The 12686-nt window shown below is 65.6% G+C and carries 10 protein-coding genes; 4 read left to right on the top strand and 6 right to left on the bottom strand.

Features of this window, described 5'->3' with window-relative positions; all coding sequences use genetic code 11:
• The first annotated feature begins 29 nt into the window (after positions 1-29).
• A complete protein-coding gene (locus QYC26_RS08245) occupies positions 30-659 on the top strand; it encodes a TetR/AcrR family transcriptional regulator (protein WP_317514901.1) in 630 nt (209 codons plus the stop codon).
• Between the two features lie 16 nt (positions 660-675).
• On the opposite strand, the gene metW is transcribed toward QYC26_RS08245, so the two are convergent.
• Positions 676-1263, bottom strand: coding sequence for a methionine biosynthesis protein MetW (gene metW / locus QYC26_RS08240; RefSeq protein WP_317514900.1), 588 nt, complete (start codon positions 1261-1263; stop codon positions 676-678).
• Positions 1263-2384, bottom strand: a complete 1122-nt coding sequence (locus QYC26_RS08235) for a homoserine O-acetyltransferase MetX (protein WP_317514899.1) — start codon at positions 2382-2384, stop codon at positions 1263-1265. The genes metW and QYC26_RS08235 overlap by 1 nt, the downstream gene beginning before the upstream one ends.
• A gap of 177 nt (positions 2385-2561) precedes the next feature.
• On the opposite strand from QYC26_RS08235, the gene QYC26_RS08230 reads away from it, so the two are divergent.
• The 3 genes from QYC26_RS08230 to QYC26_RS08220 all read left to right on the top strand — a co-directional run bounded on the left by QYC26_RS08230 (position 2562) and on the right by QYC26_RS08220 (position 6622).
• Positions 2562-4652 (top strand): transglycosylase domain-containing protein, encoded by a 2091-nt coding sequence (locus tag QYC26_RS08230; RefSeq protein ID WP_317514898.1) that lies wholly within the window; start codon positions 2562-2564, stop codon positions 4650-4652.
• Between the two features lie 162 nt (positions 4653-4814).
• The gene (locus QYC26_RS08225; RefSeq protein ID WP_317514897.1) at positions 4815-5567 is read left to right on the top strand and encodes a hypothetical protein; all 753 of its coding nucleotides are present in this window, start codon (positions 4815-4817) and stop codon (positions 5565-5567) included.
• A 170-nt stretch (positions 5568-5737) separates the two neighbouring features.
• On the top strand, positions 5738-6622 hold the full coding sequence (locus tag QYC26_RS08220) for a transglutaminase-like cysteine peptidase (RefSeq protein WP_317514896.1): 885 nt from the start codon (positions 5738-5740) through the stop codon (positions 6620-6622).
• Positions 6623-6625: 3 nt separating this feature from the next.
• Here the strand turns inward: QYC26_RS08220 and QYC26_RS08215 are convergent, their stop codons facing one another.
• The 4 genes from QYC26_RS08215 to QYC26_RS08200 all read right to left on the bottom strand — a co-directional run bounded on the left by QYC26_RS08215 (position 6626) and on the right by QYC26_RS08200 (position 12676).
• The gene (locus tag QYC26_RS08215; RefSeq protein WP_317514895.1) at positions 6626-7921 is read right to left on the bottom strand and encodes an HlyD family type I secretion periplasmic adaptor subunit; all 1296 of its coding nucleotides are present in this window, start codon (positions 7919-7921) and stop codon (positions 6626-6628) included.
• A gap of 1 nt (position 7922) precedes the next feature.
• The gene (locus QYC26_RS08210) at positions 7923-8951 is read right to left on the bottom strand and encodes a cell wall hydrolase (RefSeq protein WP_317514894.1); all 1029 of its coding nucleotides are present in this window, start codon (positions 8949-8951) and stop codon (positions 7923-7925) included.
• Positions 8948-11104: a type I secretion system permease/ATPase gene (locus QYC26_RS08205; protein ID WP_317514893.1), complete on the bottom strand. Its 2157-nt coding sequence runs from the start codon at positions 11102-11104 to the stop codon at positions 8948-8950. The genes QYC26_RS08210 and QYC26_RS08205 overlap by 4 nt, the downstream gene beginning before the upstream one ends.
• Positions 11105-11278: 174 nt before the next feature.
• Positions 11279-12676 (bottom strand): TolC family protein, encoded by a 1398-nt coding sequence (locus tag QYC26_RS08200; protein ID WP_317514892.1) that lies wholly within the window; start codon positions 12674-12676, stop codon positions 11279-11281.
• Positions 12677-12686: the final 10 nt, after the last annotated feature.

Below are 12686 nucleotides of genomic sequence, written 5' to 3'. Positions count from 1 at the left end.
TTTCAACTTCGGTCGCTTGGAGAGGGTGAATGACTGAAGACCGTGACACCGATGCCACACCGTTGACGAGCGAGGCGAAAACCCCGCGCACGGCGCGGGGCCGCAAGACCTTGCGGGCGATTCTCGATGCGGCGGCGGCTGAATTCGGGGAACGCGGCTATCATGACGCGTCGATCAGCCACATCACCCAGCGCGCGGGTGTCGCGCTCGGCAGCTTCTACACCTATTTCGATTCGAAGGAGGAAGTGTTCCGGGCGCTGGTGCGCGACATGTCGGCGCAGGTCCGCGATCATGTCACCCCGCGCGTGCAGGCGGCGCCCGACGGCATCGCCGCAGAAAAGGCGGGGCTTGAGAGTTTTCTGGAATTCGTGCGCGATCACAAGGAGATCTACCGGATCATCGACGAATCCGAATTCGTCGACCAGCAGGGCTATCGCCAGCATTATGAAAGCTCGGTCGAGCGTATCCGGCAAAGGCTGGTGGCGAGCGCTGCGCGCGGAGAGATCCGCGCCGATATCGGCGAGGTCCATGCCTGGGCGATCATGGGCATGAACGTCTTTTTGGGGCTTCGCTACGGCGTCTGGGACGATGGCGCGGCGCCGGGCGATGTCGCCACGGTCGCGAACGAAATGCTGCGCCGGGGGCTTGCGCCGGATTGAGGGGCGTGCCTGCCGCTCAGCGGCGGAGCAGGAACACCGCGTGTTCGGCGCGGAAATTGGCGGCGGCGGCGGTCGTCAGCTTGTCGCCGTTCAGGAACCAGGCGCCTTCCACCGCGATCCCCCGCTCGTCCACAAAGGCGCGGAAATCGTCGATCGTCAGATGGTGGATATTGGGCGTCTCATACCACGCCACCGGCAGCAGCCGGGTTACCGGCATCCGTCCGCCCCACAGCAGCGACAGGCGCACGCGCCAATGTGCAAAATTGGGGAAGGAGACAAAGGCATGCCGACCGATGCGGAGCAGATGGTCGAGAACCTTGTCCGGCCGCTGCGTCGTCTGGAGCGTCTGGCTCAATATCGCATAGTCAAAGCTCTGGTCGGGATAATCGGCCAGATCGGTATCGGCATTGCCCTGGATCACCGAAAGGCCGCGCGCCACCGCCGAGGATACGTCTTCGGGGTCAAGTTCTAGCCCGCGCGCATCCACGCCGCGGCGATCGCGCAGGAACGCCATCAACTCGCCGTCGCCGCAGCCGACATCGAGCACGCGCGCACCGGCCGCCACATTCGCTCCGATGATCGCCAGATCGGGGCGCAGCGCCATCAGCGTTCTCCCGCCTTCAGGAAACCGTCGACGATGCGGTTCATCTCGGGTGCCTCGAGCAGAAAGGCGTCATGGCCAAACGGGCTCTTCAGTTCGACGAAGCTGACCGGGGCCCCGGCGGCATTGAGCGCATGGACGATATTACGCGATTCGGCGGTCGGATAGAGCCAGTCGGTGTCGAAGCTGAGCAGGCAGAAGCGCGCCCGCGTGGCGCGGAACGCATTGGCGAGCAGCCCGCCATGTTCCTCGGCCAGATCGAAATAATCCATCGCGCGGGTGATATAGAGATAGGAATTGGCGTCGAACCGGTCGGTAAAGCTCAACCCCTGATAGCGCAGATAGCTTTCGATCTGGAAATCGGCGCCGAAGCCGAAGCTCTTGGCATTGCGTTCCTGCAGGCGGCGGCCGAATTTCTCGGTCAGCCCGGCTTCGGACAGATAGGTGATGTGCGCGGCCATGCGCGCGACCGCCAGGCCCGATGTCGGCGCGACGCCGTCGGCATAATAATCGCCCTGGCGCCAGTTGGGATCGGCCATGATCGCCTGTCGGCCAACCTCGTGAAACGCGATGTTCTGCGCCGAATGCCGCGCGGTCGAGGCAATCACCACCACCGCGTTCACCCGGTCGGGGAAGGTTGCGGGCCAGCTCAGCGTCTGCATGCCGCCCATCGATCCGCCGACCACGGCGAATAGCCGCTCGATGCCGAGATGATCGAGCAGCATCGCCTGCGCGCGTACCATGTCGCGGATCGTGATGACCGGGAACCCCATGGCATAGGGCAGGCCGGTTGCCGGATCGGTCGTCGAGGGGCCTGACGATCCCATGCAGCTGCCGATCACGTTCGAACAGATGATGAAATGGCGTTCGGGATCGATCGGCTTGCCCGGTCCCACCAGCCGCGTCCACCAGCCCGGTTTGCCCGTGATCGGATGTTCCGAGGCGACATGCTGGTCGCCGGTCAGCGCGTGGCAGATCAGGATCGCGTTCGATCGGTCGGCATTCAGCGTGCCATAGGTTTCATAGCCGATTGCGACAGGTGCGAGCAGCGCCCCGCTGTCGAGCTGTAGCGGCCCCGGCAGGGTAGCAAGCCGTTGAAGGCCGAAACGCTGATCATCACTCATGGGTCTCTGGCGCTAGGGCGGCGGGCCGTGCCTTGTCAACGGTGCGCCGCTTGAACGCATGGCGAAGCTGTATTATTTCAACGACACAGTAAAGGCTGTGATGCATTGCGTCGGGCTTCGCTGTATGGCGGGTTCATGCGGCTGGGCGCCGCGCCGCATGGGGATGACAGGACGCGAATGAGCGACGATAGCGTGACGCCGGGAACGACCGAATTGGCAGCGGACGGCGGCTTTCAGGGTTCGGTTGCTGCACCGGATCCGTCGCTTGGCGGTCTGCCCCCGCACCTGCCCGATCAACCGTCTCCCGCTGCAAGGCGCTGGCGCTGGTGGAAACGCGGCGCGCTGGCGGCGCTCATTCTTTTTGTCGTGCTCGTCATCTGGCTGGCGATCACCGCGCCGCTGTCCCAGTCGCTCAAGCCCATTGCCCCGCCCAGCATCACGCTGCTTTCGGCCGAGGGAAAACCGATCGCCCGGCGCGGTGCGATCATCGAGAAGCCGGTCGACGTCACCGCGCTGCCCAAGCATGTGCCACAGGCGTTCATGGCGATCGAGGATCGCCGCTTCTACAGCCATCCGGGGATCGACCCGCTCGGCATTGCCCGCGCCGCCTGGCGCAACATGGTTGCCGGCGGGGTGCGTGAGGGCGGCAGCACGATCACGCAGCAACTTGCCAAGGTGGCGTTCCTCAGCGCCGATCGTACCGCCGCGCGCAAGCTGCGCGAAGTGCTGATCGCCTTCTGGCTCGAGGCCTGGCTGTCGAAGGACGAGATCCTCTCGCGCTATCTCTCGAACGTCTATTTCGGCGACAATGTCTATGGGCTGCGCGCCGCGTCGCTCCATTATTTCAGCCGCCCGCCCGAAAAGCTCACCGTGCCGCAGGCGGCGATGCTCGCCGGCTTGCTCAAGGCGCCGTCGCGCCTGTCGCCCGCGGTCAATCTGAAGGGCGCGCGCGAACGGTCCAAGCTGGTGATGGCGGCGATGGTCGATGCCGGTTTCATCGATGCGAAGACGGCGGCGGGCCTGAAGCCCGCAGGCGTCAACATCCGCCCGCTGCGCGATATGCCGACGGGCACCTATTTTGCCGATTGGGTGCTTCCCGAGGCGCGCGACCGGGCCGGCGCGGTCTATCAGGAACAGCGCGTGACGACGACGCTCGACAGCGATCTCCAGCGCATGGCCGAACGCGCGGTGCGCACCGCCGGGCTTGGCAGTGCGCAGGTCGCGCTCGTCGCGATGCGCCCCGATGGCGAGGTCGTCGCGATGATCGGCGGGCGCAGCTATGCCGACAGCCCGTTCAACCGCGTGACACAGGCCAAGCGTCAGCCGGGGTCGACCTTCAAGCTGTTCGTCTATCTGGCCGCGATGCGCGCGGGCATGAGCCCCGACACGGTGGTCGAGGATACCCCGCTTGTGGTTGGCGACTGGGCGCCCGCGAACAGTGGCGGCCGCTATCGCGGAAAGATCACGCTGCGGCAGGCCTTTGCCTTGTCGTCCAACGTGGCGGCGGTGCGGCTGGCGCAGGCGGTGGGACTGGATCAGGTGGTGCGCGCCGCGCGCGATCTGGGGATCACCACGCCGCTGGGGGATCAGCCGAGCCTTGCACTCGGTACCTCGGGCACCACGCTGCTCGAAATGACGGCGGCCTATGCGGCGGTGGCCGGCAACAGCTATCCGGTGCGCGCGCATGGCCTGCCGGAAGAGGAACGCAGCTGGTTCGACCGCCTGTGGGATCGCAAGCGCAGTTTCGATTCGGACACGCGTGAAAAGATGCTGACGCTGCTGGCTGCGGCCGCCAATGACGGTACGGGGCGCTCGGCCGCGCTCAACGCGCGCACCTATGGCAAGACGGGGACGACGCAGGACAATCGCGATGCGATCTTCATCGGCTTTGCCGGCGATCTGGTGACCGGCGTGTGGATCGGCAGGGACGACAACAAGCCGATGGCTGGGGTCGGTGGTGGCGGCCTCCCTGCGCGGATCTGGCGCGCCTTCATGGCCGATGCGCTGCGCGACCAGCCGCGCCCGGTGAAGACGGTTATCGAGGAAGAGCCCGTTGAAAATCTGATCGATGACGCCGCCAATGCCGCCGAAGAGGGGATCGACCTCAATGTCCAGCTGAGCAATGACGGGGTGATCATCTCCACCCAGCCATTGCCGGGCATCAATGCCAGCATCTCGCTGCCCGTCGATCTGCCCGGTCAGCGGCCGTCGGCGCCCGCACCCGCCGATGCGCCTGTCGCCAATGCCCAGGCACCGGCCAATCAGTAAGTTTCTTGCGCCCCGTCGCGCCGGGTGAACGGGCTGGCGCGGGGGCGTTCCGTTCGCGGCCCGTGGCTGGAAAGGCTTGCCAGCACAGGGGGAATGGCCACTATGCTGGCTGAAGGCATCCCGAATTGCGGGGCATGGACGAAGGCGGAAATGACGAGCGCGATGAACACAAAGCAAATCCTGACGCTATTTCTGGGTACGGCGCTGCTCGCCTCGTGCGGGGACGGCAAGGACGCGGCATCGCGTGAAAACGGCTTTGAAAATACCGCGGTCGCCGATCCTGCAGCCCGGTACCGATCGATGCCCGAAAAGGAGCTGATCGACCTTGCCTTCAAGGCCGCGTTCAACACGCCCGGCCATGCCGACATGACGGTGGGCGATACCCGCTACGCCTTCACCCCGCAGGCGGTGCGCTGGGTGGGCAACCGTGCGGTGCTGATTTCGGGCGGGCAGAGCGACAATTGCCATGGCTGCGCGGGAACGCTGGCGGTGCATTATCTCGAACCGCGCGGCAATGGCCTGGCCGTGGTCGGCGCATGGCCCGAGGCCGCGAGCGGGACCAGCTATGGCCAGCCGCCCGAATGGACGCTGCGCACCGATCTGGCGTCCAACCCGGTGCTGCAGACCGAGGGGGGCGGCACTTTTCAGGGCTATAGCTGCACCAATGCGCAGCTCGTTGAGCTGACGCCCGCCGCGCCGGTCACCATCGCGGACAATGTCCAGCTGCATTTCAGCAATGAAGGCGCGGTGATCGATGGTGGTGCCGAAAGTATCGATGGCAAGATCATGCCCGGCGCGCGCGATCAGAATTTTACAGTTTCGTACGGCGGAACCACTTCGGCGCAAATCGTCTATAAAAGGCAGGGGACCAGATTCGAGAAGGCGACCGGGGCGCCTGACATTCCCAGCTGCTGAACACCGCGTCCATGCCATGGGGTATGGGCGCCTGAACGCGTTTGTAGGGACTTTTTTAACCAGCCCTGACAATCTTATGTTGGCATTTCCGCGCCAGCATCAGTGTCATGAAACGGCTGGCAGACTCATCGCAGAAACTCCGCCTTCCTCTCTCACTGGCAGGGGCGGCCATGGCGGCGGCCATCGCATGCGCGCCTGCCCAGGCATCGGCGGCGGCCGCTAATTGCGCGGTAAACGCGCTTCCGGCCCCGGCCGCTGGCCAGATTCCCGATCGCAGCGCGGACAAGAGCCGCGCTATCCTTGGCGGTGCGGTCAGCCGGCTGGCACAGCTGCGCGCCGAACAGGCGGGCGGGCCGGTTGCCGCCGTTCAGCCCGCCGCACAGGCCTTTCAGCCCGGTATCGCGGTTAACCCGGTCAACGATTGCAGCAATGCGGTGCTTCCCCAGGCGGTGCGCCCCGCGCCGGTGGTCGGCCACTTGCCGCTGCCGCAGAAGCGCGCGGACCGCCCCGATGTGTTCGGTTCGGTGGCACTCGCCGTATCGCGCACCCCCTTCGACGCCCGCTGGCAGCGGGTCAGCACGGCTGGCCTTGGCGACGGTGTGTGGAGCCAGGCGGTGCGTTCGGCACAGGGGCAGGGACGCGCGGCGCAGGTTCAGGCGATCAATGCCTGGGTCAATGCGCGGATCAGCTATGTCGACGATATCCGCCAGCACGGCGTGAATGATCGCTGGTCGAGCGCGGCCGAAACGCTCGCTAGCGGGCGCGGCGACTGCGAGGATTATGCCATCGCCAAGCACAGCCTGTTGCGGCGGCTGGGCGTGCCCGAAGGCGAGATGTTCCTCGTCATCGCGCGCGATCTTGTCCGCCGGGCCGATCATGCCGTGCTCGCGGTGCGTGTCGACAATCGGCTGATGATCCTCGATTCGCAGACCGATCGGATTCTCGATGCGAACGAGATTCGCGATTACCGCCCGATCATGAGCTATGCCGGCGCCAAGAGCTGGACCCATGGCTATCAGGTTGCCGCCGCCGGGGGCGCCGCCCTCGGCGACTGACGCTCAGCGTTCGCGCAGCGCTTCCGAACGGGCCTTCAGCACCGGTTTCAGCAGGTACGACAGCACGCTCTTGCGGCCGGTGATGATCTCCGCATCGCAGATCATGCCCGGCGTGATCGGCAATTGCTTGCCGGCCGACAGCAGATAGGATTTGTCGGTTTCGATGATGACGGTGAAATAGGCTTCCTTCGCCGCCTCGTCATAGATGCTGTCGGCGGAAACCTGCACCACCTTGCCCGAAAGCCCGCCATAGATCGAGAAATCATAGGCGGTCACCTTCACATTGGCGTGATCGCCCACCTTGATGAAGGCGATGTCCTTCGGCGTCACGCGCGTCTCGACGAGCAGCTTCTCGCCCATCGGGACGACCTGCATGATCTTCTGCCCCGCATTCACGAACCCGCCGATCGTCGTCACCTGCACATCGTTGACGACGCCGTCGGCTGGCGAGCGAATCTCGGCGCGCTGGACGCGGCCTTCGGCGCCGCGCAGCGACTCGGTGTTCATCGCGATCTTGGCGGAAAGCTGGCTGCGTTCGTTCAGCGCTTCCTGACGGAACTGGAAATTGGCTTCCGACGCTTGCGCCTGTGCCTCGTTGACGCCGGCCTGTGCGCGCGATGCGGACTGCTGCGCGGCGGCGAGGCGGCCACGCAGATCGACCAGTTCGCGCTGTGCAGACAGCAATTCGGTCTGCGGCACGATCGACTTGGCGGCGAGCGGGGTGAGCATGTCGACCTGATTCTGCGCGAGCTGGACGCTGCTGCGCAGGCTCGAAATCGTCGCCTGCGCCTCGGCATATTCGCGGCGACGCTGCTCGACCGCCGCGCTCAGGCCCGTCAGGCGGCTGCGTAGCGCCGACTGGCGAACCTGCTGCAACGCCGCTTCCTGCGCGCATTCGGCGGGCACGGCGCCATTGGCGCCGGGCGTACAATCGCTGGCTGTGCCACCAATGCCGCCCTCGCGGCCCAAACGCGCGGCGCGGGCTTCGAGCGACCGGGTTTCGGCCGCGATCTGGCCAAGCTCGGCGGCCGATTGGGTGTCGTCGAGGCGCACGAGCAACTGGCCCTTGCGGACGCGCTGGCCCGACCGGACGAGGATCGCGTCGATCGTCGCGGGCTCCGCGCTCTGGACGATCTGCGCCTTGCTCGACGGGATCACCTTGCCCTGACCGCGGGTAACCTCATCCACCTGGGCAAGGCTTGCCCAGATCACGAACAATGCCATGCCGGCGGCACCGGCGACGATGATCTGCTGCGCGCCGTCGAGCGCGCGAAACCAGTTCAGGAAACGCTTGAACACATCAGCCCCCGATCGGATCGTTGGATGCCACGGTCACGGCTTGCGCGGGCGTGTCGGTGCCCTGCTCGGCGGTGATCGATGCAAGCGCGCCGCGCGTTTGTGCGGGCGATGGAATGTTGAGCTGCCACCCCTTGGACATGTCCAGCCGCCCGCCAATGTCGTTGTCGGCGCGGCGTTCGGTGGGCGCGCGCTCGGGCACCAGCGGCGTTTCGGCAAGCAGTTCGTCGGTCGCGGAGAGCGACGGAATCGCCTCAACCCCGGTATAGCGGCCGGTGAATGCCGCAGCGGTGCCCCAACCGCCCGGCCAGCGATAGAAGATATGCGCACCGTGCTGCACCAGTTTGGTCAGGCGCGGCGCCCAATAGGGGGAGACATAATCGGCGTGATAATGGGTGGCGAGGCCGACGCTCGCCTCCACCGCGCCGTTGAGCGCGGCGGTGGCAACCTTGCGCGCTTCCGCCCAGGCGCGCGGTGCGGGTGCGCGGGTGAGCGATCCGTCGCAGGTGAAGCTGAACTGGCACACCGGCTGGGTCGCGCCTTCATAGACGACGCCGCATACCGATTTGGCAAAGGCGGGGTGGCGCATCCGGTTGAGCACCACCTGCGCCACGGCGCGCTTGCCTTCGGCGGGTTCGAAGCCCGCTTCGTAATAAACCGCCTGCGTCATGCACTGGAGCGCGCGTTCGCGGTCGGCGGGGGCTGCCCCCGTCATGTGGAACGGGCGCGCTGCGATCACGGGCGCGGTCGAAAAGGGAAGTGCCGCGTTGATCGCGAACGCGTCGGCGCCTTCGACGGCGCTCTGGCCTTCGTCATGCGTCAGCGCGATCAGCGCCTGCTGCTCTTCGGCCGTGGGCGGGGCGCTCGTCTCGACGAACGCCTGCGCGGGCGCGTCGCTCACCGCGTCGAGCAGCACGGGCCAGTCGATGCGCGCGGCGGAGCCGCCAATGGCAACCAGCGTCAGCGCGCCGGCGGCGGTGATCGCCAGCTTGTTGCGCGGCGACAGCGAGGTGATAGCTGGGATGATCATCATGCCGGCTCCTTGACCGCACGATTGGACAGCGAATTGAGGATGGCATCGCGCGGGCCATCCGCGATGATCCGGCCCTGATCAATCACGATCAGGCGATCGACGATGTTGAGCATCGCGTGGCGATGGGTGGAGACGATCAGCGTCTGCCCGGCGGGGACCGCGCGGTTCAGATGCTCGATGAACATCTTCTCGGTCTGCGTGTCCATCGCGCCCGTGGGTTCGTCGAGGAACAGCAGCTTGCACGGTTCGACCAGCGCGCGCGCCAGCACGATGAAGCTGCGCTGCCCGCCCGAAAGCCGCGAACCGCGCTCGCCGACATTGAGGTCGAAGCCTTGCGTGTCGCGTGCGAAGAAATTGGCGGCACCCGAAAGGTTGAGCGCTTCCACCAGCCGCTCATCGCCCTGGTTGCGGGCGCCGAGCAGCAGGTTTTCGCGGATCGTGCCGCTGAACAGTTCGGCATCCTGCCCGACATAGCGCAGCGCGGCGCGCATTTCGTGCGGGTGATGCTGGCGGCTGTCGAGCCCGTCGAGCAGGAAATGCCCGCCGGTCGGACGGTACAGACCGCACAGCACGCGGCCGAGCGTCGACTTGCCCGATGCGACGCGGCCGATGATGCCGATGCGTTCGCCGGGCTTGATGGTGAGCGACACCCGGTCGAGCGACTTGCGCGCGGCGCCCGGATATTCGAACTCGACCTGTTCCAGCTTGATCTCGCCGTTGCGGATCTCGGGAACGATGCTGCGGCTGCCCTGGCTGCGCTCGTCCTCGAATTCCATCATCTTCTGCAGGCTGTCCATCGTGGTCATCGCCTGGCGTGCGCGGGTGATGAGGAAGGCGAGTTGCCCCACCGGCGCCATTGCGCGCCCGGCAAGCATCACGATCGCGATGATCGCGCCCATCGAGATGGTGCCCGCGTTGAACATGTAGAAACCGCCGATCACCAGCGCGATGCTCGTCGTCTGCTGGCATACCGAGGCAAGGTTGACGCCGGTTGCCGTCAGGCGGCGCAGCTTTTCCTGCGTATTGGCGCTCATCTCGGAATAGCGGCGCCAGCGGCCGAGCATCCGGCCTTCAGCGCGCGCGGCCTTCAGCGTTTCGAGCCCGCCGATCGTTTCGATCAGCGCCGAATGCTGGAGGCTCGAATCCGACTGCGCCTCGATCGCGGCGTTCGCCATCGCCTTTTGCAGCGTCACGCCCGCCATGATCATGATGCCGATGGTGACCAGTGGCACCAGCGCCAGCCAGCCCGCGAGCACGATCATCAGCCCGATGAACACGAACAGGAACGCCACGTCGACCATCAGGACAACCGTGGTGGAGGCGAAGAATTCGCGGACCATTTCATATTCGGAGACGCGCTTGGCAAAGGCGCCCGTGCTGCCGTCCTTGGCGGCGAGCGGGATGTTCATCACCTTTTCGAACAGCTTTTGCGAAAGCCGCTCGTCGAGTTTGCGTCCGGTCTCGTCGATCAGGCGCGCGCGTGCCAGCCGCAGCGTGAATTCAAGCCCGAAGGCCAGCAGCACGCCCAGCGCCAGCACCCAGAGGCTGGCAACCGACTTGTTCGGGATGATCCGGTCATAGACGTTCATCGTGAACAGCGGCAGCGCAAAGCCGAGCAGGTTGATGATCAGCGCGGCCAGAACGACATAGCTGAAGGTGCGGCGCACCTTCCACACCTCGCTCCAGAACCAGTGGGTGCGCTTGGCGCGGTCCCAGGGGCGCTCATTCTCGCGCTCCTGGGTCGCATCGGGGCTGATGACGACGGCGCGCTCCTGATAGTGCGCGGCCAGGTCGTCACGTTTCACCCAAAGCGGCTGTTCGCGGCCGGGCAGATAGAGTTCGGCGTCGTCGTCGGAAAGCGCGGTCAGGACGACCGCGCGTCCGTCCGTCAGCTTCAGGATCGCCGGGAAATCGGTCTTGCGCCATTTGGTGAGCGGCCGCCGGACGGCCTCGCCATGCAGCCCGATCTGGTCGAGCGCGGCTTCGATCTGGTGAAAGGGCAGCAGACCCTGTTCGTCGAGCGCCAGCCCGGCCCGGATCGTGATGGGGGAGGAGGGGCGATCATGTTGGCGGGCGATCTGCGCAATGCACGCCAGCACATCATCTGCTTCGGGGGCGCTGGTCCCGGCCTGATACCAATCCGCAAAGGTCACGTTCTTTCCCCTAGATCGTCAGCGGACTTCCCCCTCGCCCGTTAACGGCTCTTTAATCATTTCTGCACGGCTGAAAATGCGCGCGACCCTTAAAAAAGGGTTAATGAAAAATAAGCCGAAACCGCCCCGGCCTCGGGGGCACAGGGCGGTTCCGGCTCCAGTCATTGCAAAAGCTCAGTTCGGATAGCGACGGTACATCGTTTCCGCGGGCTCGGTCGGGCCCACCTTGAACCGGTCGCGCGCATAGGCCTTGGCGGCGCTTGGTGCGGCTACACCCAGCGACGAAAGCAGCGTGTTCGTCGATGCAAGCACCTGATATTCCGAAAAGACCTGCGCGAACCGTGCGGTTTCGACGCGAACCTGGACGTTATAGCGGGTGTTCTGCGAATCGAGCACGTCGAGCAGCGAACGGCGGCCGACATTGAACTGCTCGCGGTACGAGAGCAGCAGGTCGTCGGTCACCCGGCTCTGCTGCTCCAGTTCGCCCAGCAGCGCGCCCTGCTGCTGCCAGCGATTCCACGCCCGGCGCACATCTTCTTCGGCGCCGCGCTGCAGTTCGTGCAGGCGGAAGCGCGATTCGCTCGCCCGACGCACCATTTCCTGAACCTTGTTGCGGTTGATATTGCCGTCAAACGCGGTCCAACGCAGCACCACACGGGCCTGCAGGTCTTCGGTGCGGCCCCGGAAGCCGTCAATATCGTCGCCCACGCGGCCACGGCCTTCCAGCGACAGCGTCGGCCACATTTCGCCCTTCGCCTTGTCGACAAGCGCGTGCGCGGCGTCGATATCGGCCATTGCTTCACGCACCTTGGGGTTGCGATCGCGCGCGCCTTCAACGGCTTCGGCCAGCGACGGCGGCAGGTTGCTGCGCAGCGACGGCGGCATCGACACCTGATCGATCGACAGGCCGGTCAGCGTGCGAAAGCTGATCGCGGCGTTGACGAGATCTTCCTTCGCCTCGGTCAGACGGACGCGGGCGGCCTGCAGGCGTTCCTCGGCCTGCTGCTGATCGGCGATGCTGATCGAGCCCTTGGCAACGCCTTCGCGCAGGTCGCTCGCCAGCGACTGGTGGAACGACACATTGTCTTCCGACGCCGCAACAATCCGCTGCTGGAGCAGATAGTCGAGATACTGGCGCGAGGTGTTGAGCGCGATGAATTCCGAACGCTCCTCGACGCGGGTCGCGGCACCGTCGGTGCGTGCGGCCTGGCGCTTCAGTTCGGCGTTGCGGACGCCCGAATCGAGCAGCACCTGCTCGGCGACCAGATTCACCTCAAGCGGGTAAAGCTCCTGATCGGCGATGCCGAGATTGCGGCGGGTGTTGTTTTCAAGGCGGCGGACGCCGGCTGAAGCATCGACGCTCACGCGCGGCAGGAACAGGCCCTGCGCCTGCTTGCGTTCGAATTCGATCGCTTCCTTGTTCATCGCGGCCTGGTTGATCTCGGGGTTGGAGGCAAGCGCTGCCTCTACCGCCGAACGCAGGTCGACCGACTGGCTGTGTGCCGCGGCCACGCTCAGGATCATCGCACCGGGGAGGCCGATCATCCACTTGATCTTGCTGAACTTATTCACGCTATTGCCC

The organism is Sphingomonas sp. C3-2 (assembly GCF_033025475.1).
Taxonomy (GTDB): Bacteria; Pseudomonadota; Alphaproteobacteria; order Sphingomonadales; family Sphingomonadaceae; genus Sphingobium_A.
This window is presented reverse-complemented; position numbering and strand designations above follow the sequence as displayed.

What these genes read in the sequence shown, in the direction of transcription:
- metW (WP_317514900.1), bottom strand. Translation starts at nt 1,263, where the DNA reads ATGGCGCTGCGCCCCGATCTGGCGATCATCGGAGCGAATGTGGCGGCC.
- QYC26_RS08220 (WP_317514896.1), top strand. Translation starts at nt 5,738, where the DNA reads ATGGCGGCGGCCATCGCATGCGCGCCTGCCCAGGCATCGGCGGCGGCC.
- QYC26_RS08235 (WP_317514899.1), bottom strand. Translation starts at nt 2,384, where the DNA reads ATGAGTGATGATCAGCGTTTCGGCCTTCAACGGCTTGCTACCCTGCCG.
- QYC26_RS08210 (WP_317514894.1), bottom strand. Translation starts at nt 8,951, where the DNA reads ATGATGATCATCCCAGCTATCACCTCGCTGTCGCCGCGCAACAAGCTG.
- QYC26_RS08245 (WP_317514901.1), top strand. Translation starts at nt 30, where the DNA reads ATGACTGAAGACCGTGACACCGATGCCACACCGTTGACGAGCGAGGCG.
- QYC26_RS08225 (WP_317514897.1), top strand. Translation starts at nt 4,815, where the DNA reads ATGAACACAAAGCAAATCCTGACGCTATTTCTGGGTACGGCGCTGCTC.
- QYC26_RS08230 (WP_317514898.1), top strand. Translation starts at nt 2,562, where the DNA reads ATGAGCGACGATAGCGTGACGCCGGGAACGACCGAATTGGCAGCGGAC.